Here is a 23,416-nt window from a genome sequence, read left to right as displayed (position 1 = left end):
GAACAAGATGCCGCTCCTGTTAAAAAAAATGCTGATGTGTACGCTGCTTCTGTGCGCGGGACTGGTACAGGCAAATGAGGCCGTCAAACCTGGTGGGCCGATAGAAATTGATCTCAGCGGGGATATCGACATTCCCGCTGCTGGTGTTTGCGCCTCTCTGGCAACTGACCAGTTCGATCTGGTTGAACTGCGTATCAATGGCATACTCAGTCAACGGAAACTGAAAGATTGCAATCCTGATCCTGTCATGAACAAGCTGGTTTTTCATTTGCCACAGGCAGATACAGGTAATTCGGCGCTGGAACGTGAATCCCTGATGGGTTCTCCCTGGCAGGAAATGCGGCACAATTACCATCGGGACTTGCCGTTCAACGTCAGTTTCAAAAATGGTGGCAGCACCGCCATCCTGACAAGCGGAGTCTTGCGTTTCCAGGTACTGAAGCCGATTTGTGTTTTATTTGGTTTTGGGTTTATCGCTATTGTTGGCTATGCCCTGTTCCGGCTGGGACGGGATTCTGGCCTGCTGCGTGACAGCTCCTCTGCCGCGGTCGGTGAACGTACTTTCAGTCTGGCGCGGGTACAAATGGCGTGGTGGTTCTTCATTGTGCTGGTATCGTATATCTGGCTGTGGATAGTGGCTGAAGGCATTCCTACTATTTCACCGCAGGCCCTGGGTTTGCTTGGCATAGGCAGCGCTACTTACCTGACAGCGGCTGGTGTGGATGTCAGCAAGCAAAACCAGTTTGGTGAAAGCAAAGGCTTCTTTAAAGACGTCCTCAGCGACAGCCAGGGTCTGACCCTGCATCGTTTCCAGATGCTGGTATTCAATGTCCTGATTGGCGTGTTGTTCCTGGTCTACGTGATACAGCACTTCGATATGCCCTTGTTTGATGGCAATATCCTGACATTGCTGGGGATGAGTGCCGGTACTTACGCAGGCTTCAAAATCCCTGAGCAACAGGGCAAGGCTGCGCCGGATGGCGCCAAGGTCGCGTCCGATGATCCCAAGGCTGGCTATACTGCGGAGACTTAAGCTCAGAAAATACGCAGCAGATGCCAAAACGGGGAACCCTGGGTTCCCCGTTTTTTTATTGCAGGAAGAAGAGGATAAGGGGATGGCGATCAGCGCAGCTTGTTTCTCAATGCATCCATCATCTTGGGTATGCTGTCCTTGCTCATGCTGTCAACGATCCAGCCCAGTCCCATGGGTACCGGGCCCGGGTCGGTAAAGACCTGGTATCTGACCACTGTTTTATTGGGATTGCCTGCCACTGTCGTCAAGTCCCAATAGCCGCTGGTATCTGCAATGGTTTCTTCCTGTTTCAAGCCTTCCCATGGCTGTAATTTCCAGCTCAGGTAACAAGTGGCCAGGCTGGCCTTTGGCATCATTTTCAGGCGATATTTTTTCACTTTGCCCAGCGGCAGATTCAGGGTGAAATCTACCAGTGCAGACTCATCTGGCTGGCGTGCGACTTTGGCTTTGGCGGTATTCGGCATGAAGCTGGGATAATCTTCATACGCCTGCAATATAGCGCATACCTTGCTGACTGGTGCATTCAAGATGGTGCCTGCGACAAAGGTTTTGCCGTTGCTGTCGGGCTTGCTCTGGTCCAGCAATTGCACGTCGGTGTCATTGAATTTGCTGACATCCAGTTGCGCGGCCCCTGCCTGTGTCTGTATCTGTGTAATGGCCAGCAGACTGCATACCAGCGCATGTCTTGTAAACTTCTTGGTCGATATCATGATTAAACTCATGGTTGAACTACAGCTTGACGAATTTTATCGATATCCACCTTACGCAGATAATCGGGAATATTTTTCCACATGCTATGGTAGCCATAACCACCTTTGGTCAACTCTTCCAGTGCCTGGTCCCTGGTCCAGCCCTGGTTAAGGATGCGGTACATGGCCGTCACCAGTCCGGTACGGTCGGCACCATGCATGCAGTGCAATAGTACCGGGCCATCCTTCTCGGCTGCCTGCAAGGCGCGCAGGGCGGCAATCACATTCTTGTCGTTGATATCCCAGGTATTGATGCCTATGCGTTGCAGGCGGATACCGGAATTTTTCAGCACTTCCTCATCAGAGTGGAAGGACCGCAGGCTGACCACCGTTTTGATACCCAGAGACTGCAATAGCGCCAGGTCCTTGCTTTGCAATTGGGCGCTGCGATAAAACACCGGTGTTACGCGAAACAGGTTCTGTGTAGCGGCTACCGGGCTGGCCCATGCGGCAGGGCGGGCCTCTTCAGCGATGGCGGAGGATGATGACAAACTGATGCTGAGTGCTGCCATGCATCCCAGTAACAGTTGCAGTAGAGGTTTCGACTTTGGCTTAAGTTTGTACTTGCGCATGTGTCTTGTATGAAAAACGATAAAGAAAAAAACCTGCGATCAGGCCCAGCAGATAATCAACCGGAAAGCCCAGCAACCAGTGAACATGCCATTTCACTTCCACTGGATTAAAGCGGGCAAATCCATAGGCCGGGTTCAGGATAAACCACATGAAATCTTCGACTATCCAGAAGGTGATGATATTGGCGATGGCACGGCATTCCAGCTTCCCCGTCCATTGCTGCATCATGACAAAGGGAAAATGGAAGAACAGGGCGATGAAGGGAAACACCCAGGCATGGTAGCCCGTCATGGCGCGTCCACCCCAAAAAATATCCAGCAGCCAGTGTTTTTCTATGCGCCAGGTCGGCAGGTTGGCGGCCCAGCCTGCACTGCCCTCTATCTGTATTTCTACCTGGGCAAAAAACACAGCCAGTAAAACGGCGAACGCAAATGTCAGCACAAAGGATTTGAATGAAGATTTCATCATCTTGTCCCTGCTTATGATGCCTGGCCCAGAATCTGCTGCAAGACCTGGCTGGCGGCATGGGGTTTGCCCAATGCCCTGGCCTTGTCATGCATGTCCCTGAGTTTGTCAGGGTGCTGCAACAGATAATTGACCCGGTACGTCAGGCTGACATCATCATACGCCTTCATTGCCACACCCTGTTCCAGCAAGAAATCGGCATTGCGTTCTTCCTGCCCGGGTATCGGTGAATTGACTATCATGGGCAAACCCATGGCCAGGCATTCCGAGGTTGTCAGGCCACCCGGCTTGGTGATCACCAGATCAGAGCAAGCCATCAGGCGTTCCACCTTGTCCGTAAATCCCTGGGGCAAAAGACGGCCAGGATAGCGCTGTGCCAGTTGTTGCAAGGCGTGCAGGGCAGGTGCGTTATTACCGGCCAGTACTATCAGCTGGAAATGTCCTGGTAGCGACAACAGGCGTTCTGCCACTTTGTCCAGTCCGCCCAGGCCCGCGCCACCACCCATCAGCATGAAGGTCTGGCATGCCGGGTCCAGACCAAATTCGCGGGCACAGACAGTCCGGTCAAGGTGCTGGGTGAAGGCGGGCATGATGGGAATGCCGGTCACATGAATCTGTCCGGCAGCGATACCATTTGCCCGCATGCGGTCAGCGACTTCTTCACTGGCGGCAAAATAGCCGGCCATGTGTTCATGCACCCACATGCGGTGCAGATCAAAATCGGTAACCTGTACCCACACCGGGCAATGCAGTCTTTCCTTGCGCAGCAAGCGCGACAGCATTTCTGCAGGTAAAAAATGCGTGCAGATGATCACATCCGGCTGGAAATCGGCAATTGCCTGTAGCAGTGGCCGCGCATTCAGGCGCTCTATGCCACGCCGGAGTTTTTCCATGGTGCCGTCAGCCTGTGCCTCATTCGTCGCATGGTAAAGATAGCCCCACAAGGTCGGTGCCTTGTTGACCAGCTTGATATAAAAATCCGTATAGACTTTACGAAAACCTGCAGTCACAAAATCCATCACATCAAGGTGACTGACTTCCAGTTCTTCAGACTGTTGCAATGCCGTTGCCCGTATTGCCTCGGCGGCCCGCTTATGACCGGCACCAGCGGAAACGCTTAATAACAAGATTTTTTTCTTCTGCATGGGCATCGGCGAAATGATAAAAAAACACCGAGAATACCATGCTCCGCAAGACCGCCGCCAAAATCGAGGCCTTGCAGACGGGTGTTCTTAAGGTTGCAGACGCACGATACTCCAGTTATCGTCGATATCACCAGTATTGCGGGTGTAGACGATGCGGTCATGCAGGCGCGAGCTGCGGCCTTGCCAGAATTCGATTCTGTCTGGCACCAGACGGTAGCCACCCCAATGCGCCGGTCTTGGCGGGGTATCCCCGAACTGACTGACGACAGCAGCCAGTTGCTGTTCCAGCACGTCGCGGCTGGCAATAGGCTGGCTTTGTTGCGACGCATGCGCACCCTGCTGACTACCCAGCGGGCGGCTGAAGAAGTAGGCATCGTTTTCGGCATCCGTCAATTTCTCTATACGGCCTTCTATACGCACCTGCCGTTCCAGCGCAGTCCAGAAAAACAGCAGGGCGACATGCGGATTGTGTGCCATGTCCTGGCCCTTGGCACTTTCATAATTGGTGAACCAGGAAAAACCGCGCTGATCGAATTCCTTGATCAGCACTATCCGTGAACTGGGACGACCCTCTGCATTCACTGTAGACAAAGTCATGGCATTCGGTTCGGCTACATCGGCTTTCAGGGCCTGGTCGAACCAGTTGGCAAACTGGGTAAAGGGGTCGGCACTCACATCCGACTCGGACAGGCTGGCCTGGCGGTAGTCGGTACGTATATCAGCGATGGACATGTTTTTCCTTGATTATTTAGATAAATTGAGCAAAGCAGAATTCAGGTCTTGATACCCCGGCGTGCCTGCATGGCGGCCCCAAGGTCTGCCATCTGCGCGGCAGAAAACAGGCGCTTTGCCATGGGAGCGATATGTGTTTCTTCAATCTGCATGTGTTCATCATAAAGGGCATTGAATGCCTGCACATCGGTGGCCGACAGACTGGCCGGGGCGCAGTCTGCGCTTGCGACGATGACACGCAATTGTTTTTCCAGTTGCTGCCACTGGGTATTCATGATGCCATGCTGGTCAAGAATCGTGGGTGCCAGCCTGGCCAGCAGGGCTGCATCGTCTTCTTTGGCAGTCCGCTTCAGTTCCGGCAACAGATTCACTTCCTCATCATCATGATGCAAAGGGGCGGCTTTGGTGAAATAATTCAATACTGCCTGCGCCGCCTGCCTGGCTTCTTCGTCCGCGCCATGCCCGGCCAGGTGCGTGCCCAATTTGCTCAGGGTTGCCAGTTGCTTGCGTATGCGGTCATGGCAATGCTTGAGAACTGCCAGGGGCTGATCAAATCCTGGTGCGCTGTCGAATAAGGTGTTCATGCTGTTGTCCATGTTGGGTGGCAAAAATGCGGCTCGTGCTTCCTGCCCTTATTATGCAATAGACACGGCACACACGCTTGCGACATATCAACATGGCTGAGCAAATGCCCGGGCAGATCTTTCATTTCAGATAACAATGGTATGGAATGTAAAACGGCGACAGGCTGCTTCAAGTAAAATAGCGCCTGCTCTTACTGTCAGGCTTATTGGCCAGCTCTTCAACATGCAACAAGAAACAGATATCGATTTTGACCGTCGCTTTGGTGGCATTGCCCGCCTGTATGGTGCTGCTGCGCTGGAACGTTTCAGACAGGCTCATGTCTGTGTCATCGGGGTGGGCGGGGTCGGCTCCTGGGTGGTGGAAGCACTGGCGCGCAGTGCGATAGGCCAGATCAGCATGATTGATCTCGATAACGTCGCCGAATCGAATATCAACCGCCAGATACAGGCCAACACCGACACCATAGGCAAGGCCAAGGTGACGGCGCTGGCAGAACGCATCGCCCTGATCAATCCGTATTGCCAGGTCCACCAGGTAGAAGATTTCGTCACACCAGACAATCTGGATGTCATGCTGGGCAAGCCCGGTTTTGATTACGTGATTGATGCCATCGATAATGTGAAGGCTAAAACCGCCCTGATCGCCTATTGCCGTCAGCATGCCATACCGCTCATTACCATTGGTGCTGCCGGTGGCCAGACTGATCCGGGTAAAATCGAAATCCGTGATTTGTCCCGTACTGAACAGGAACCCTTGCTGGCCCTGGTGCGCAAGCGCCTGCGCCAGAATTACGGTTTTCCGCGCGGTGCAAAAAGCAAATTCGGTATCGATGCCGTATTTTCCATGGAAGTGCTCAGCATGCCGGAAACGGCAGAAGTGTGTGAAGTCGGGGCCGATGCCAATACTAATACCAGTGCTGACACCAATCCGGGTGTTACCGGCCTTAACTGTGCCGGTTTTGGTTCTTCCATCGTTGTCACCGCCTCTTTCGGCCTGATGGCTGCAGCCCAGGTCTTGCGCAAGCTGGCAACAACTGAACCTTGAACACAGAATTCCTGAACGCAGAATGAATAATCGCCCCGGTCAGGGGCGACTATAGTAAGACGAACAGCAGACAGGCTTGCAGAAGTGATGCGCTATTATTTTGCGCTCATCTTGTGCGTTTCAGCGTTTAATTATCCAGCTTGAAATTAAATTCCAGCATGGTCGTTTGCGGTTTGGAAATGGGTGCATATTTCCACTGCGATGCAGCAGCAATCACTTCCTTGTCAAAATGCTTGGGTGGATTCGCTTTTACAATATCCACTTGTGACACTTTGCCGTCGGCATCGATATGTACACGGGCACTCACCACACCGGAAGTGACACCGGCACGTACTGCGCCGTTAGGGTATTTGGGCTGAACACTGGAAACGACTTTCAACACATTGTTTTCTACTGGTGCCGGTGCTGGCGCAGCAGGCTTGGGTGCCGCAGCTGCGACAACGGGGGCAGGGATATCAACAGGTTTGGTCGCAACCGGTGCTGCTACCACAGCCGGTGCCACCCTCACAGGTTCACGCGCTTTGGCTGCCAGTAATTTGGCATCCGCTGCCGCTTTCGCGTCTGCTGCAGCTTTTGCATCTGCTGCTGCCTTCGCTTCTTTGGCATCCTTCGCTGCTTTTTCTTCTTTAGCTATCTGTGCTGGCGTTTTGTTTGACGCCATGTCCATCCACTTGGTGACGTCTGCCGTGTCAGAGTGTTTTACCGGATTTTTTACCAGACCTGTAGGCATGGGCGCAGTGGAGGCCGGTGTTTCTGGTGTACTCGCGGCTGTCTCTGAAGGGCTTTTTTGACATGCTGTATTCAGCAGCACGCCAGCCAGCAGACTCAAAGCCAGAACTGATAACTTCCCTCTTTTATTATTGACTACTGTTTTCATATCACTCCAGACAACGCGATTTTTAAGCTAAAGTTAAAAGAGCAATCGAGAGCACCTGCCGACCCAATTTGCTTGCAATGAAATGGTGCATGGCAGACATTCTTGCCATCTTGCAGTGCAAGGCCAATTGGCCAGGTGCCAAGAAAATTTTCACTAATGTGAGTGGCTATGCTGCCATGGAAGTAACTCCATGGCAATAATCAAATCACGGAAGTGATTGGAAAATGTGAAAATTCAGGCATCAAAATCACAGTTTTGTTCATTTCCATGCAGGAACTGTGCCAAAAACTGCGTAAATTGTTTTAACTGCATATTATGAGTCTGGCCGGACCTGGAAAATAATGTAAAAAAGCCAAGCTTTATTCAGCCTGGCTTTTGTCTGTAAAAATGAGATGAAATGATATAAATAATTCAGCGCAGGATGCGACTGCATTCCTGGAGCATCAGGATTTCCCGAAGACTTCATTCAATTGCTGAGTTACGCGTATGAAGGTAGTGCGCTTGGTCAGCTCCTTCAATTTGTGTGCACCTACATAGGTGCAGGCCGAACGCACACCACCCAAAATATCCTGTAGGGTGTTTTCCACCGCACCGCGATAAGGGATCAGCACTTCCTTGCCTTCTGACGCGCGGTATTTGGCCACACCGCCCGCATATTTATCCATGGCTGCGCGGCTGCTCATGCCGTAAAAGCGTTTGAACTGCTGACCATCACGTTCCACCAGATCACCTGCACATTCGTCATGTCCGGCCAGCATGCCGCCCAGCATGATGAAGTCGGCACCGGCGCCAAAAGCCTTGGCCAGGTCACCCGGTACGACACAGCCGCCATCGGCACAAATCTGCCCGCCCAGGCCATGTGCTGCATCGGCGCATTCTATGACAGCAGACAATTGCGGATAGCCTACACCCGTCATCTTGCGTGTGGTACAGACCGAGCCTGGTCCTATGCCCACCTTGACGATATCGGCACCAGCGAGTATCAGTTCTTCGGTAATATCACCAGTCACCACATTGCCAGCCATGATGGTCAGGTGCGGGTAGGTGGTGCGGACTTTTTTCACGAAATTGATAAAGCCTTCCGTGTAGCCATTCGCCACATCGATGCAGACATATTCGATGGCATTGCGCGCCCGTGCCATGACTGCTGAAAATTTCTCAAAATCGGATTGCGTGATGCCCATGGAATAAAAGGCCGTGGATTTCTTTTGCAGCGCAGAAAAATAATCGACCAGCACGTCTTCATCATAATGCTTGTGCAGCGCTACCGATAACTGGTGCTGTTCCAGTGCCTCTGCCATTTCCATGGTGCCGGTGGAATCCATGTTTGCTGCAATGATGGGAATGCCGTGATAAGTCTTGCGCGAATGATGGAATATGAATTCGCGTTCCAGATTGACCTGGGAACGGGAGGTAAGGGTGGAACGTTTAGGACGTATCAACACATCCTTGAAATCCAGCCTGAGTGTTTCTTCTATATGCATGACGACCCCTGTATGCGCCTGGCGGACGCGGGAAACGACGACCTGCTGCAGTCATGCAATCAAGTCGTTGAGCCGTACTTGAGTATAGTTCAAAAATTTTCTTTAGCCTGATCCAATTCGTAAATGAGGCTTATCACACAAGACGTATACTGAAACCTGCGAGTAGCACTTACCAGGCCTAATGACAGCTACCCTTACCCTTGTCGGTGAAACTCTGTCCTGGTACTGGCAAAAATTCCCATTCGTAAGACTTGTCATGCAGGCTCAGCTTCAGTACCCCATGGGTGGAATTGTCGCGGATTTCAGTTGACCCCTTGGGTAAAAACATGGGCGTCAGTTTGGCACCGCCAGTGCCGACTACAAAGCTGCGTATGCCTTGCTTGTCGTCGCGGTCGCCATTGGCATCCAGCGGCGCAAAGCGTTCGTAATCATGGTCATGCGAAGTCAGTACAATATCCGCTTTGGCTGCCGCGAGCATTTTCCAGGCAGCTTGCATGTTTTCATTGTTGCCGTGGCCACCTGAGCTATAGACCGGATGATGCCAGAATGCCAGCGTGCAGCTTTGTTTGTTGTTGGCCAGTTCTTCTTTCAGCCAGCTTAGTTGTGCCTGCATCTGTGGTTGGTCCAGATTGCTGTTGAGTGACAGTATCTGCCATTTGCCCAGTCGCGTCGCATAATAGCCGCGCCGATCCGGCCCGGCCAGGTCACCGAAATAATTGTAATAGCCCAAAGCCTTGGGCATGCCGTAATCATGGTTGCCGGGAGAAGGCAGGGTCTTGTCCTTGAAACGACCCCAGGTCGGGTCATAACATTTGGTGAATTCACTGGGGTTACCGACAGGATAAGTGTTATCACCCAGGGTGATGGCCCGGGCAGTCTTATCCTTATCCAGCCCGGCAGCGATCAGCTCTGCGGTCCTTGCCGCCATGCTTTCTTCAGCAGGTTTTTTTCTGCAATCAGCTATATCACCGGCCACATACACTGTCACGCTGACGGGTTTTATCGGCGGTTTTTTGCCAGCTTGCTTCGTATTATCGGTAGCGTGGGCAGAACAGAAGAGCAGGGCAGGGATACAAAAAGCCAGGATGGAAAGACGCATGAATTTTTCTTGTTAGGTAGGCAATAACAGGGACAGGCGCGTATTTTACCTGTTCCTGCCGCAATGCCTGACTTGTCGCACGAAACTTGTGGCATGAAAATAGCGACATGACTCCTTCACTGTTTCCAGATATCCCCCTGAACTTGCCTACAATTTTGCCTTGCGCAGACGCAGCGCATTGCTGATCACCGATACCGAACTCAGGCTCATCGCGGCACTGGCGATCATGGGGCTGAGCAAAATGTCGAACCACGGATACAGGAGCCCGGCAGCGACAGGCACACCGACAAAATTATAGGCAAAGGCAAAGAACAGGTTTTGCCGTATATTCTTCATGGCTTGCTGGCTGAGGGAGCGTGCTTTCACAATGCCGCGTAAATCGCCTTTCACCAGCACCACATGGGCGCTGTGCATGGCGACATCGGTGCCACTGCCCATGGCAATGCCGACATCAGCCTGGGCCAGTGCCGGGGCATCATTGATGCCATCACCTGCCATGGCAACCACGCGACCCTGGGCCTGAAGTTCCTGAACGATGCGGAACTTGTCAGCTGGCAGCAGGTCGGCCCGTACATCATCCAGCCCCAGTTGTTTGGCTACCGCCTGTGCCGAGATGGCATTGTCACCTGTCAGCACGATGATATGCATGCCCTGTTGCTGTAATTGTGCGATGGCTTCCTTGCTGTTGGCCTTGATCTTGTCGGCCACACTCAGCAAGGCCACCACTTTTTGATCAACGGCCATCAGCATGACCGTATGGCCCAGTGCCTGCCATGCCGCAACTTGTGGTTCAAATTCCTGCATGGCTATTGCATGCTCTTTCAGCAGCGCCGGATTACCCAGCAATACTGCTTTGCCATCAATATTGGCACTGACACCCTTGCCAGTGACGGACATGAAATCGCTGATGCTGACTGCTTTGCTGCCACGTGCTTCTGCATAGCTGACGATGGCATGCGCGACCGGATGTTCACTGCGCTGTTCCAGCGTCATTGCCAGTGCCAGCAAATCAGCTTCCGGTTCACCCGCTACAACTTCACCCGCTACAACTTTAAAGTTTTGCATGCTTGGCTTGCCCTCGGTCAGCGTGCCGGTTTTATCTATCACCAGGGTATCGATTTTTTCCAGCCTCTCCAGTGCTTCAGCATCCTTGATCAATACGCCATCATGCGCGCCGCGGCCTATACCTACCGTGACTGATATCGGTGTCGCCAGGCCCAGTGCACAAGGGCAGGCAATGATCAGTACCGATACGGCGGCCATCAAACCATTCGCCAGTGCCGGTGCTGGTCCCCACGCAGCCCAGCCAGCAAATGCCAGCACGGCAGCAGCTATCACACCCGGCACAAACCAGCCCGATACCTGGTCGGCCAGTTTCTGTATTGGTGCGCGTGAACGCCCGGCCTGATTGACCAGATCAATAATACTGGCCAGCAAAGTATCTTTGCCTATGCGCTGCGCCTGCATGCTGAAACTACCTTGCTGGTTGATGGTGCCAGCGCTGAGCTTGTCCCCGACTTGTTTACTGACTGGCAGCGGTTCCCCGGTCAGCATGGCTTCATCCACATTGCTATGACCATCCAGCAATACCCCGTCAACCGGGATATGGGCGCCCGGTTTGACGCGCAAACGGTCACCGACCAGCACCTGATCAAGCGTGATTTCAGCCTCGCTGCCATCATCAGCAATCCGTATTGCTGTCGCCGGTGTCAGGCCCAGCAATGCCTTGATGGCTGCATTGGTTTGTGAACGCGCACGCAGTTCCAGTACCTGGCCCAGCAAGACCAGGCAAATGATGACCGCAGCCGCCTCAAAATACAGCGGTGCCATGCCATCCATCTTGAAGGCGGCTGGCAAGGCATCCGGCAATAATAATGCGACCAGGCTGAACAGATAAGCTGCTGCCGTACCTACACCGATCAGGCTGAACATGTTCAGATGCATGCTCTTGAAGGACGCCAGCGCCCGCTCAAAAAATGGCAGACCAGCCCACAGCACGACAGGTGTCGCCAGCAGGAACTGCAGCCAGTTGTAGACCGTCATACCCAATAGCCCGTGAAAAGACACGCCAGGCAACATATCACCCATGGTCATGATCAGCAGTGGCACGCTCAGCACCAGACTGAACTTGAAGCGACGCCGCATGTCATCAAGCTCGCTGGTGTCTTCTTCCATGCTGGCTTCTTTTGGTTCCAGTGCCATGCCGCACAGGGGGCAGGTGCCTGGGCCGATCTGTTCAATTTCCAGATGCATGGGACAGGTGAATATCGCATCTTTTGCCACCGCCTTGGGCGCAGGGCGTTTGGCCGGGTCCAGCCAGGCAGCAGGGTCTTTGCGGAATTTTTCCAGGCAAGAATTACAGCAAAAATAATAGCTTTGGCCTTCATGCACCAACTGGTGCTTGCTGTCAGCATTCACGCGCATGCCACACACAGGGTCTTGGTGCTCGCCCTGGGCGTCGCTTTGCATAGTATCGCCAGCATCAGCGCCAACATCTGCACCAACATCTGCGCCAGCGCCACAGCAGGATGCTGCTTCTTTGGTGCTGGTCGATACAGCAGTAGCGACTGTAGCCGTACCTACGCTACCCATGGCTATGATCTTTTTTGCCTTGATATAGTTTTCCGGCGTCGCATTGAACTTGCTGACGCAGGAATTACTGCAAAAATAGTAGGCAATACCCTGGAAACGGGCCGTTTTCTCTGGATTCTTGCTGACTTGCATACCGCAGACCGGGTCTGTGTACTTCTTTTCTGCTGCGGGTTCTGCGCTATGCTTGTGTCCACAGCAACTATCACCATGCTGGTGCTCTTGATGATCTTGCGTCATTTCCAGTCCTCCACTACATAATTTGTTTGATTGCCTTATCATAGACTCCGTACCCAGGAACAGAGTCAAGGACTTTTCAGCGATGTTTGATACAGATCATGATGCAGATCAATATACGATAGGGCAATTGGCTAAAGCGGCCGGTGTCGGCGTGGAAACCATACGCTATTACCAGCGTCGTAATCTGTTGCCGGTGCCCGAGGTTGCCACTGGTTTCCGGACTTATCCAGCCAATCTGGCCGAACGCATACGGTTTATCAAGCGGGCGCAGGAACTGGGTTTCAGCCTGGATGAAATCGCCAATCTGCTGACGCTGGAAGATGGTAATGACAGGCAGGCGATACGCGATGTGGCGCAAGAACGTTTGACGCAGGTGCAAGCCAAACTGGCTGACCTGCATCGCATGGAAGATATGCTGACTGGTTTGATACGGCAATGTGCTTCATCGGATCAGCAAGCGCAGTGCCCCATCATACAGGCGCTGGCCAGCAGAAAACCAACTGACGGCATGGCATGCCATAGCCAGGACTTGTGAGTAATTACTCGCCGTCAGCGACCCAGTCAGGCTGTTCGGTGCTGATGTAATGGATCAGGGCATCCACCACGGCCGGGTCAAACTGCTTGCCGCTGCGGGATTTGATGTATTCGATGGTGTCCTTGAGCGACCAAGGTTCCTTGTAGGGGCGGCGGTGCAGCAGGGCGTCAAACACATCCACCACCGCAACAATACGGGCTGACAGCGGGATATCCGCGCCTTTCAGGTGGCGAGGATAGCCCTGCCCGTCAAAATGCTCATGATGGCTGCCGGCTATCTGTGAGCCATACGTCAGGTAACTGACGCCATCCACCATCGTGGCGGCGCGTGCCAGTACTGTTTCGCCAGCCAGCGCATGGTATTCCATGATTTTTCTTTCACTGCTGTCATGGCTGCCAGCTTTCAGCAATACGGCATCCGGCGTTGCTACCTTGCCGACATCATGCAGAATGCTGGCGATACCCACCATCTCCATGAACTGCGGCGTCAGGTCGGACGGAAAACTGTCACGCCGTTTCAATTCTGCCGCGATGGCATTGGTCAGCTTGCAGACGCGCTGCACATGGCCACCGGTATCGGTATCGCGTGATTCTGCCAGGTCGGTCAGGGCCACCACCGATGCTTCCTGGGCTCTTTGCAATTGCTCGTTCAGGTAACGATTATCAAAGGCAGCGGCAATGCGGTCGCAGAATAATTCCAGCAGGTCGCGCTGCATTTGTCCCAATGGCCATGGTGGTGTCACCAGGATGGCGAATTCATGTCCCTGCCGGGTGTGGATGAACAATACATCAACAGGATGCTGGAACTGGCTTTTCTTTTCGAAAAAGGCTTTTTCAACGATGGCTGTCCATTCGCAATCAGGTGGCAGGCGATCAAGGCCAGCCCAGTCGCTGTAACTGCCGGTGGCAGCAATGATGCTGGTGTTCAGCGACGTACCATTGCTGCCGGCAGGAATACTGCCCGGGCTAGCGCAGGCCGAATTGCGCGACAGGCACAACACCCCGTCTGCCCCCACATCCAGAATGGCACCGATCTGGTTCAACACGCCAGATGCAAATTCCTTCAGCGATTTCAATTCATACAGATTGGCCGATGCCTGCAAGATGCGGGTCAGGCCCACGCGGCTGCGTTCTATCGACAGCAGGCCCTCATATGCACGCAGCGAGGCAATCACGGTGGTGAACAGGCGTTGCGTCGTCAGTTCGGTCTTGGTTTTATAGTCGTTGATATCGTAATCGACGATGACACTTTTTTCTGGTGCCTGGCCTGGCTGGCCGGTACGCAATACGATGCGCACCATCTGATTCTTGAGTTCTTCGCGTATGCGTTTTACCAGACGCAGACCGGCGTCTTCGGTTTCCATTACCACGTCCAGCAAGATCAGGTTGATGTCGATTTCTCTGCTGAGTATTTCAAAGGCCTGGGCCGCACTGTGGGCAGACAGAATGTCTAGATGACGTCCCTTGAAGACGATATTGTTCAGGGCAAGGCGGGTGACGGCGTGGATGTCTTCTTCGTCATCAACAATCAGCAGGCGCCAGGGTCGGTTTTCAAAAGAAGCATCAAGCTGTTCCTGCGACTTGTCATGCGTATCATCTTCGATGATCCAGTCTTCTTCTGATCCCTGTTCGTGATTCATACACTCCCCCGGTCATGGTTTGTTGCTTGCTGCTGAACCTGCTAATTTGAATCTGTGCTGAACCTGTATTGAATATGGACCTGCTGCGCTACTGACGGTGCGTGACGTTGCGTGCGTGACGTTGCGGGCGACCATAGGTGACTGCTAACATCCTGCCACTCTTGTTGATGGCTGGCAAGTCTTGTTCACAATTGTTGACCGTGTTGTAAATATCTCTTTTTAAAATAATAGGACTTACGCAAAATTGTCCCAGCAAGGCTAACGCTTTTAGGAAACCTCCCTTGCAGGGGAGGTTAGTTACGTCGGCAGACAACATGTTGTCTGAAACCCCGACTACACCGTAGCGACGAAGACAGTACTTTAGTACGCGGCTCCTAGGAGAGGAGCTGCAACGCAGCTGGGGCGGTTTTGCGTAAGTCCTAAATAAAAATGTCTGCTTGGGCAAGCAGACATCCGGATGGGGAAAATATAATTTTTCAGGATCAGCAAACGTGATTGAGTACCATTTCCACGATCATTTTCTCTGCTTCCTGGAAATCATGTTCATTCAAAGGGCTGTGACCCAGCACCAGGCTCATCTGGGCAGAAAAATCGGCATATGATTGTGTCATGGCCCAGATCGCAAACAGCAGGTGCGTGGTATTGACGGCAGCGATCTTGCCAGCGGCTATCCAGGCTTCAAACACCGCGATATCTTTTTGCAGCAGTGGCAAAATTTTATTCCGCATGGTTTCTGCATACACCGGTGCACCACTGATGACTTCCATCGCATACACGCGCGAAGCCTGCGGCTGTTCACGCGAAAAGCGCAGCTTGGCAGCTATATAGTTGCGCAATAGCTGCGCCGGGTCCTGGTCCGGGTCGGCCAGGATATTCATGCGTTCCAGCCACTGATCCAGCACCTGGTCCAATACCTTTTCATAAAGGATCTGCTTGGTAGAAAAGTAATACAGCAAATTCTGCTTGGAAAGACCCGCCCGTTCAGCGATGGACGCCAGCGAACTACCGGCATATCCGGCTTCGGCAAATACCTCCACCGCAGCCTGCACAATGCGTGCTTCCAGTGCATCGCGCGAGCGCGTCAGTTTGTCTGGCGCCCTATCCATGACGCTGCTTCATCAAAAAGTTTTTCAGTACATCCGCATCGCTGTAGGCGATATTGAAACGGAACCACGGGTGTTCATTCGCATGCAGACTAAAAAATTCATCCGGTGCCAGCAAAATGCCCTCCTGCAAAGCCTGGCGTGCGATATCGCTGGCATTCGCCTTGCTGTCCTTCCAGCCAGCGCTGATGAACATGCCGCCACGTGGTACGGCCAAAGGTGTCAAACCGGCGGCCAGCAACATGTCCATGCTGGCATTGCGTGATGTTTCCAACTGGCGTTTGAGTTTTTCCAGCATACGCCGGTACAGGCGTGAACTGATCGCATGCAGTACCGCACGTTCATTGATTTCGGAAGTGGTTAGGCCGGCCAGCATCTTCACCCTCAGCAATTCACCTATCAGTGAATGCGATGCACAGACTGAGCCTACGCGCAGGGTAGGTGACAGTGTCTTGGAAAAACTGCCTACCCGTATCACGCGGCGCAAGCCATCCAGCGCCGCCAGCGAAGGTTCTGGCCGTGGGCACAGTTCACGATAGATATCATCTTCGACCAGCCAGAAATCAAACTGCTCCGCCAGCGCAAGCAGACGGTGCGCCTGGCTGGGTGTCAGGCTGGTGCCCAGGGGGTTTTGCAGCACAGTGTTGACAAACATCAACTTGGGCTGGTGCAGCAGGGCTTTTTCCAGCAGGCTATCGAGGTTCAGCCCCTGTTCATCGCGGGCGATGCCTATCGGTATGCAACCGTGATGGCGTATGAGGGACAACAGATTGCTGTAACCGGGGTCTTCGACCAGTACAGTGTCACCCGGCTTGCATAGCGTGCGCAAGATCAGGTCAAAACCATGGGTAGCACCATGGGTCAGCAAAATCTGTTCTGAATCCACACTGAACAGTTCCTGCGACAAACTGCTGGCAAGGTGCTGGCGCAGGCTGGGAAAGCCCAGAGGGTTGCCATAACCGCGCAGGCGCTGGGTAGGGATGCGCATCGATTGTTTCAGCGCATCCAGCAAAATATCATCGCCATACCATTCCGGTGGCAACCAGCCTGAACCCACGGGCAGGGCGCTGGATACGCCAGAATACAGATCCGGGCTCAACGCATCCAAAGCGCTGGGTACCGCCACCTGCGCCAGCGGCTGTGGTGTACAGGCCGGTTTGGTGACAAAATAACCAGAACCACGGCGAGAACTGAGCAAGCCCAGGGTAATCAGCCGCTCGTAAGATTCCACAACTGTAAAGGTGCTGACCGCATTGCATTTGGCAAACTGACGCACCGAAGGCATCTTGCTGCCCAGCGGCAAGTGATTCTGGCGTACCAGCCGCGTTACCTCTTGCACAATCTGGTCGACCAGACTGGCCTGACGGCTACGCTCCAGCGCCAGTTGCGGCCAGACCGGGCTTTGTTCTACTGCCTGCTGTTCTTTTACGGCGTCCATGCTTTTACTCCTCGCTGAACATACTCAATCTAATGGAACTTGCACAAAATCGTCCCAGCAAGGCGTAGCGACGAAGACAGTACTTTAGTACGGCTAGGAGCTACAACGCAGCTGGGGCGGTTTTTTGCAAGTTCCAACGTAACTGTGTTGTTCTGGCTACCAATACGGTTGGATGAAATTAAACTGGCTGTATATGTCATTACTGCATATGCTTATTTAGCATTTCAGCATATTTTTACCACTTGGTAAATTGTTTTCAGGAGAAGCCCATGCTCAGCAAACAACAACTCAATTCCTACTGGATGCCTTTCACGGCTAACCGTGACTATAAAGAGGCACCGCGCCTGGTGGCGTCTGCCTCTGGCATGTACTACCGCGACCAGAACGGCCGCGAGATACTCGACGGTACGGCAGGCCTGTGGTGCGTGCCGCTGGGGCATTCTCACCCGACTGTGGTGAAAGCGGTGCAAGATGCCGTCGCGACACTGGATTACGCACCGGCTTTCCAGATGGCACATCCGGATGCATTTGAACTGGCCGCACAGTTGATTGAATATACCGGCAACAAATTCGGCCAGGTGTTTTACACCAATTCCGGCTCAGAAGCCGTCGATACAGCCATGAAAATGGTCCTGGCTTATCATCGCAGCCGTGGCGAAGCACAACGTACCCGCTTCATCAGCCGCGAACGCGCTTATCACGGTGTAGGCTTTGGCGGCATGTCACTCGGTGGTTTGCCAGCCAACCGCAAACAGTTTGGCACTTTGCTGGCCGGTGTTGATTACCTGCCGCATACGCATAACCTGGAAAAAAATGCCTTCACACGCGGCTTGCCAGAATATGGCACACATCTGGCAGATGAACTCGAACGCCTGATTGCCCTACACGACATTTCCACCATCGCTGCCGTCATCGTTGAACCACTGGCTGGCTCTGCCGGCGTCATCCTTCCATCAAAAGGCTATCTGAAACGCCTGCGTGAACTGTGTGACAAGCATGGCATCCTGCTCATATTTGATGAAGTCATCACCGGCTTTGGCCGCATGGGCACGCCGTTTGCGTCTGATTATTTTGGTGTGACACCAGACTTCATGACCACTGCCAAAGGCCTGACCAATGGTGTCGTGCCTATGGGCGCGGTGTTCAGCAATCAAAAAATCTACGACACCCTGATGGATGGCCCGGCAGGCATAGAACTGTTCCATGGCTACACCTATTCTGGTCACCCGCTGGCCTGTGCCGCTGGCCTGGCTTCGCTGAAAGTCTTCAAGGAAGAAAAAGTGCTGGAACATGCACAAAGCATGACCGCCTATTGGGAAGATGCCCTGCATTCCCTGAAAGGCCTGCCACACGTCATAGATTTGCGCAATGTCGGCCTGATCGGTGCGATAGAGCTCGAATCCATGCCAGGCAAGGTCGGTGCACGCGCCATGGCCGCCTACAAGAAAGCCTTTGCTGAAGGTGTGCTGGTGCGCACGACCGGCGACATCATCGCCATGTCACCTCCATTGATACTGGAGAAAAAACATATCGATCAACTGTTCGGCAAACTGACCGACATCCTGAAACACCTGGATTAATCTGGCGACCATCATGACCCACTATCAAGTCAATCATTACATCAACGGCGAACTGCATCAAAGCGTGCAGCCACGCTATGCCGACATCTATAATCCGGCACTGGGTTCCGTGCAGGGGCAGGTCGCACTGGGCACCACGCAAGACGTGGACATGGCCGTGGCCGCTGCCAGCAAGGCATTTCCGTCGTGGTCAAATACGCCAGCCCTGTCACGCGCCCGCGTGCTCATGGCTTACCTGAACCTGCTGCAACAGCACACCGATGAATTTGCGAATCTGCTGACGCAGGAACACGGCAAAACCCTGGCTGATGCCAAGGGCGAAGTCGCACGCGGTATAGAAGTGGTGGAGTTTGCCATTGGTATACCACAACTGTTGAAGGGCGAATATTCCGAACAGATCGCCCGTGGCATTGATGCCTGCAGCATGCGCCAGCCGCTGGGTGTAGTCGCCGGTATCACGCCATTCAACTTCCCCGTCATGGTGCCGATGTGGATGTTCCCTATCGCTATTGCATGTGGCAATACTTTTGTGTTGAAACCGTCAGAGCGTGATCCATCCGCATCCTTGCTGCATGCCAAACTGCTCAAGCAGGCGGGTTTGCCTGACGGTGTTTTCAATGTCGTGCAAGGTGATAAAACGGTCGTCGATGCGCTGCTTGATCATCCGGAAGTACAGGCCATCAGCTTCGTTGGTTCCACCCCGATTGCGCAGGCAATTTATGCCCGTGGCTGCGCCAACGGCAAGCGCGTGCAGGCACTGGGCGGCGCAAAAAATCACATGGTTGTCATGCCGGATGCTGATCTGGACATGGCAGTCGATGCACTCATGGGCGCAGCCTATGGCTCTGCCGGCGAACGCTGCATGGCCATCTCGGTCGCAGTTGCCGTTGGTTCTGCCGCAGATGCCCTGGTTGATGCCATGGCAGCACGTGTTAAATCTCTCAAGATCAATAACGGTCTGGCACCGGATGCAGAAATGGGCCCGGTCATTACCCATGCCGCCAAAGAACGCATAGAAAGCCTGATCGGCGAAGGCGTGACAGAAGGCGCAAAACTGGTCGTTGATGGACGCAACTTCACCGTGCCAGGTCACGAAGAAGGTTTTTTCTGCGGCGGTAGTCTGTTCGATCACGTCACGCCAGAAATGACAGTCTACAAGCAAGAGATTTTCGGCCCTGTTCTGTGCGTAGTGCGTGTGCCAGATATGGCAGCGGCGGCAGACCTCATCAACAAGCATGAATACGGCAATGGCGTTGCTGTATTCACCCGCGACGGCGGCACGGCGCGTGAATTCGTGCGCATGATACAGGTCGGCATGGTCGGCGTGAACGTACCTTTGCCTGTGCCTATGGCTTTCCATAGTTTTGGTGGCTGGAAGCGCAGCCTGTTTGGTGATCATCATATCTATGGACCAGAAGGTGTGCGCTTTTATACGCGCGTCAAAGCCGTCATGCAGCGCTGGCCAGACAGCATCAGTAAGGGCGCGGAGTTTTCTTTCCCGCAAAATAAATAGAGATGAACTTACGCAAGCCTGCACCAATTCTGCACCAATTGCGTAAGTTTTTTGAGAGGTTTAGCTGTCACGAAACTTGCTTAGATAAATGCAGTAAAAACGAATTTAGTAATTAGAGATCGATTGGAGCCACCATGTTGGAAGCCCTTAAGCATTTACCCCAGGCAGAAGAAAGTCAGGAAACGCTGCGTTCGCATTTCACTGATTTGAATCCGGCACTGAACAAGCGCCAGGCAGCGATAGAAAGTTACCGCTGCCTCTATTGTTACGACGCTCCCTGCACACGCATCTGTCCGTCAGAAATTGACGTACCCAGCTTCATCCAGAATATTGCTGTCGGCAATATCAATGGTGCAGCCAAAGTTATTCTCGATCAAAACATACTCGGTGCAAGCTGCTCGCGCGTTTGTCCGACCGAAATTTTGTGCGAGCATGCCTGCGTGCGCAATCATGATGCAGAAGGTGCACCAGTCAAGATCGGTCTGCTGCAACGCTTTGCACTCGACAATGCAAAATTTGAACAACATCCTTTCCAGCGCGCTGCCAGCAGCGGCAAAAAAATCGCCATCGTCGGTGGTGGACCCGCAGGTTTATCCTGTGCGCACAGGCTGGCAACATTAGGCCATGATGTCGTGGTTTTTGAAGCCAAACAAAAATCCGGCGGCCTCAATGAATACGGTATCGCCAAGTACAAACTGACAGAAGACAGTGCTCAACGCGAGGTGGAATTCCTGCTGCAAATTGGCGGTATCACCGTCAAGCATGAGCAGGTACTGGGTCAAAACCTGCACCTGGCAGACTTGCGCCGTGATTACGATGCAGTCTTCCTTGGCTTGGGTCTTGGTGCCAGCCGCCAGTTGGGCCTGACAGGTGAAGATGCACCTGGTCTGATGGCAGCGGTTGATTACATCGCCGAGCTGCGTCAGGCAGAAGACCTGAGCAAATTACCCGTGCCCAAACAATGCGTGGTCATCGGTGCCGGTAATACCGCTATCGATATGGCAGTGCAAATCGCCCGCCTTGGTGCGGAGCAGGTTACGCTGGTGTATCGCCGTGGTGCAGAACATATGTCTGCCACCCATCATGAACAGGACATCGCCAAAGCCAATCAGGTGCGTATCGTCACCTGGGCGCAACCGCAAGAAGTCTTGTGTGATGCCGAAGGCAAGGTCAGCGGCATGCGCTTTGCCCGCACCAAAGAAGTGGGCGGCAAATTGCAAGCCAGTGGCGCCACTATCGATATTCCCGCACAAGCCATTTTCAAGGCCATCGGCCAAAGCATGGACAACAGCAGCCTGTCTGATGATCTGGCAAAAGACCTGCAAAAGCAGAATGACAAAATCCATGTGGATGCGCAGTACCGCACCAGCGTATCCGGCATTTATGCCGGTGGTGATTGTATCGCTGACGGGCAGGACCTGACCGTGCAGGCAGTCCAACATGGCAAGCTGGCAGCGCTGGCGATTGATAATGATTTGAAAGCGAAGGTGTAATATGGCTGACCTCTCGATTAACTTTGCCGGCATCAAGGCACCGAACCCATTCTGGCTGGCTTCTGCACCACCGACTGACAAGGCCTACAACGTCATCCGCGCTTTTGAAGCAGGCTGGGGCGGCGTGGTCTGGAAAACCCTGGGTGAAGACCCACCACCGGTCAACGTCTCTTCGCGTTACTCCGCCCACTTTGGCAAGAACCGTGAAGTCATTGGCTTTAATAATATAGAGCTCATCACTGACCGCAGTCTGGAAATCAATCTGCGTGAAATCACGCAAGTCAAAAAAGACTGGCCAGACCGCGCCATGATCGTATCGCTGATGTACCCCTGCGAAGAAGAAAGCTGGGCGCGCATCCTGCCACTGGTAGAAGCGACAGGTGCCGACGGAATAGAACTCAACTTTGGCTGCCCGCACGGCATGCCAGAACGCGGCATGGGCGCAGCCGTAGGGCAGGTGCCAGAATATGTGGAGATGATCACGCGCTGGTGCAAAAAGTATTGCTCACTGCCCGTAATCGTCAAGCTTACACCCAACATCACCGATGTGCGCGTGCCAGCCCGCGCTGCCTTCAATGGCGGCGCTGATGCGGTATCGCTGATCAACACCATCAACTCCATCACGTCTATCGATCTGGACCAGATGATCGCCCGCCCCATCGTCGGCACGCAAAGCACGCATGGCGGTTACTGCGGTAGCGCAGTCAAGCCTATCGCTTTGAACATGGTGGCAGAAATCGCCCGTGACCCGGCCACCAAGGGCCTGCCTATCTCTGGCATAGGCGGTATAGGTAACTGGCGCGATGCAGCAGAGTTCCTGGCGCTGGGTGCAGGCTCGGTGCAGGTCTGTACTGCTGCAATGCTGCATGGTTTCCGCATCGTCAAGGAAATGACAGACGGCCTGTCGCGCTGGATGGATGAAAAAGGCTATGAGCGCATCAGCGATTTTGCCGGTAAAGCCGTCGCCAATACGACAGACTGGAAATACCTGGACATGAACTATGCCGTCATTGCCGAGATCGACCAGGACAAATGCATACAATGCGGCCGCTGCTACATTGCCTGCGAAGACACATCGCACCAGTCCATCGCGCAACTGATCGCCGACAATGGCACCCGCAAATACGAAGTCATCAAGGAAGAATGCGTAGGCTGCAACCTCTGCCAGATCACCTGCCCGGTAGAACAGTGCATCACCATGGTGCCCCAGGCAACTGGCAAGCCATATATGAACTGGACGCAAGACCCACGTAACCCGCGTGCTGTGTTGAAATAATTGCTTGTACTTGGAGGGGAGTGGGGGTATAAATTCTTTGTGTATAAATGGCGCAAATTATTTCCTGCAGACGTATAAAAATGTGAGATTTTGGATTAGCTGAAATATTTGCAAAGGCTCGATATAAGCCCCTTCCCCTTCAAGGGGAAGGTTGGGATGGGGATGGGGTTCTGTAGCAAAGGCGTGAATGATAGAGTTTTACCGAAACCCATCCCCACCCTAGC

General features: G+C 53.4%; 20 protein-coding genes. 7 read left to right on the top strand and 13 right to left on the bottom strand.

Annotated features, from left to right (window positions below; genetic code table 11):
* Positions 1-7: 7 nt before the first annotated feature.
* Positions 8-1,033, top strand: coding sequence for a hypothetical protein (locus H8L32_RS15110; protein ID WP_186948080.1), 1,026 nt, complete (start codon positions 8-10; stop codon positions 1,031-1,033).
* Positions 1,034-1,122: 89 nt separating this feature from the next.
* Here H8L32_RS15110 and H8L32_RS15105 read toward each other — a convergent pair whose 3' ends face one another.
* From H8L32_RS15105 to H8L32_RS15080, 6 genes are all read right to left on the bottom strand, one after another.
* A complete protein-coding gene (locus tag H8L32_RS15105) occupies positions 1,123-1,743 on the bottom strand; it encodes an SRPBCC family protein (protein WP_186948079.1) in 621 nt (206 codons plus the stop codon).
* A gap of 8 nt (positions 1,744-1,751) precedes the next feature.
* Positions 1,752-2,294 carry a dual specificity protein phosphatase family protein gene (locus H8L32_RS15100; protein WP_186948078.1) on the bottom strand — a complete coding sequence of 181 codons (543 nt, stop codon included), beginning with the start codon at positions 2,292-2,294 and terminating at the stop codon, positions 1,752-1,754.
* Between the two features lie 40 nt (positions 2,295-2,334).
* Entirely contained in the window at positions 2,335-2,823 is a 489-nt protein-coding gene (locus tag H8L32_RS15095) for a hypothetical protein (protein WP_222619371.1), read from the bottom strand.
* A gap of 11 nt (positions 2,824-2,834) precedes the next feature.
* A complete protein-coding gene (locus H8L32_RS15090) occupies positions 2,835-3,965 on the bottom strand; it encodes an MGDG synthase family glycosyltransferase (RefSeq protein WP_186948077.1) in 1,131 nt (376 codons plus the stop codon).
* Positions 3,966-4,052: 87 nt separating this feature from the next.
* Positions 4,053-4,697, bottom strand: coding sequence for a pyridoxamine 5'-phosphate oxidase (gene pdxH, locus H8L32_RS15085; RefSeq protein ID WP_186948076.1), 645 nt, complete (start codon positions 4,695-4,697; stop codon positions 4,053-4,055).
* A gap of 41 nt (positions 4,698-4,738) precedes the next feature.
* Positions 4,739-5,281 carry a hemerythrin domain-containing protein gene (locus tag H8L32_RS15080; protein WP_186948075.1) on the bottom strand — a complete coding sequence of 181 codons (543 nt, stop codon included), beginning with the start codon at positions 5,279-5,281 and terminating at the stop codon, positions 4,739-4,741.
* Positions 5,282-5,504: 223 nt separating this feature from the next.
* Between H8L32_RS15080 and H8L32_RS15075 the strand changes: the two genes are divergently transcribed.
* Complete coding sequence (locus H8L32_RS15075; protein WP_186948074.1) at positions 5,505-6,326, top strand: tRNA threonylcarbamoyladenosine dehydratase; 822 nt, start codon at positions 5,505-5,507, stop codon at positions 6,324-6,326.
* A gap of 127 nt (positions 6,327-6,453) precedes the next feature.
* On the opposite strand, the gene H8L32_RS15070 is transcribed toward H8L32_RS15075, so the two are convergent.
* From H8L32_RS15070 to H8L32_RS15055, 4 genes are all read right to left on the bottom strand, one after another.
* On the bottom strand, positions 6,454-7,203 hold the full coding sequence (locus H8L32_RS15070) for an energy transducer TonB (protein WP_186948073.1): 750 nt from the start codon (positions 7,201-7,203) through the stop codon (positions 6,454-6,456).
* A gap of 443 nt (positions 7,204-7,646) precedes the next feature.
* Positions 7,647-8,687 (bottom strand): GMP reductase, encoded by a 1,041-nt coding sequence (locus H8L32_RS15065; protein ID WP_186948072.1) that lies wholly within the window; start codon positions 8,685-8,687, stop codon positions 7,647-7,649.
* A gap of 178 nt (positions 8,688-8,865) precedes the next feature.
* Entirely contained in the window at positions 8,866-9,786 is a 921-nt protein-coding gene (locus H8L32_RS15060; protein WP_186948071.1) for a metallophosphoesterase family protein, read from the bottom strand.
* A gap of 147 nt (positions 9,787-9,933) precedes the next feature.
* The gene (locus H8L32_RS15055; protein WP_186948070.1) at positions 9,934-12,615 is read right to left on the bottom strand and encodes a heavy metal translocating P-type ATPase; all 2,682 of its coding nucleotides are present in this window, start codon (positions 12,613-12,615) and stop codon (positions 9,934-9,936) included.
* An 82-nt stretch (positions 12,616-12,697) separates the two neighbouring features.
* Between H8L32_RS15055 and H8L32_RS15050 the strand changes: the two genes are divergently transcribed.
* Positions 12,698-13,150, top strand: a complete 453-nt coding sequence (locus tag H8L32_RS15050) for a MerR family transcriptional regulator (protein WP_186948069.1) — start codon at positions 12,698-12,700, stop codon at positions 13,148-13,150.
* Between the two features lie 4 nt (positions 13,151-13,154).
* On the opposite strand, the gene H8L32_RS15045 is transcribed toward H8L32_RS15050, so the two are convergent.
* The 3 genes from H8L32_RS15045 to H8L32_RS15035 all read right to left on the bottom strand — a co-directional run bounded on the left by H8L32_RS15045 (position 13,155) and on the right by H8L32_RS15035 (position 17,330).
* Positions 13,155-14,789, bottom strand: a complete 1,635-nt coding sequence (locus H8L32_RS15045; RefSeq protein ID WP_186948068.1) for a DUF3369 domain-containing protein — start codon at positions 14,787-14,789, stop codon at positions 13,155-13,157.
* A gap of 482 nt (positions 14,790-15,271) precedes the next feature.
* Entirely contained in the window at positions 15,272-15,895 is a 624-nt protein-coding gene (locus H8L32_RS15040; RefSeq protein ID WP_186948067.1) for a TetR/AcrR family transcriptional regulator, read from the bottom strand.
* A complete protein-coding gene (locus H8L32_RS15035; RefSeq protein ID WP_186948066.1) occupies positions 15,888-17,330 on the bottom strand; it encodes an aminotransferase-like domain-containing protein in 1,443 nt (480 codons plus the stop codon). The genes H8L32_RS15040 and H8L32_RS15035 overlap by 8 nt, the downstream gene beginning before the upstream one ends.
* Positions 17,331-17,599: 269 nt before the next feature.
* Here H8L32_RS15035 and H8L32_RS15030 point away from each other — a divergent pair, with 269 nt between their 5' ends.
* From H8L32_RS15030 to preA, 4 genes are all read left to right on the top strand, one after another.
* Entirely contained in the window at positions 17,600-18,910 is a 1,311-nt protein-coding gene (locus tag H8L32_RS15030) for an aspartate aminotransferase family protein (RefSeq protein WP_230412230.1), read from the top strand.
* 13 nt (positions 18,911-18,923) lie between these two features.
* Positions 18,924-20,423, top strand: coding sequence for a CoA-acylating methylmalonate-semialdehyde dehydrogenase (locus H8L32_RS15025; RefSeq protein ID WP_186948065.1), 1,500 nt, complete (start codon positions 18,924-18,926; stop codon positions 20,421-20,423).
* Between the two features lie 134 nt (positions 20,424-20,557).
* A complete protein-coding gene (locus H8L32_RS15020) occupies positions 20,558-21,916 on the top strand; it encodes an NAD(P)-dependent oxidoreductase (RefSeq protein WP_186948064.1) in 1,359 nt (452 codons plus the stop codon).
* A 1-nt stretch (position 21,917) separates the two neighbouring features.
* Positions 21,918-23,192, top strand: a complete 1,275-nt coding sequence (preA, locus tag H8L32_RS15015; RefSeq protein ID WP_110255749.1) for an NAD-dependent dihydropyrimidine dehydrogenase subunit PreA — start codon at positions 21,918-21,920, stop codon at positions 23,190-23,192.
* Positions 23,193-23,416: the final 224 nt, after the last annotated feature.

Origin of the sequence: Undibacterium hunanense (genome assembly GCF_014284335.1) — a bacterium.
GTDB classification, from domain to species: Bacteria; Pseudomonadota; Gammaproteobacteria; order Burkholderiales; family Burkholderiaceae_D; genus Undibacterium; species Undibacterium hunanense.
The sequence above is the reverse complement of the archived record's forward strand: the minus strand, read 5'-3'. Positions and strand labels throughout refer to the sequence as shown.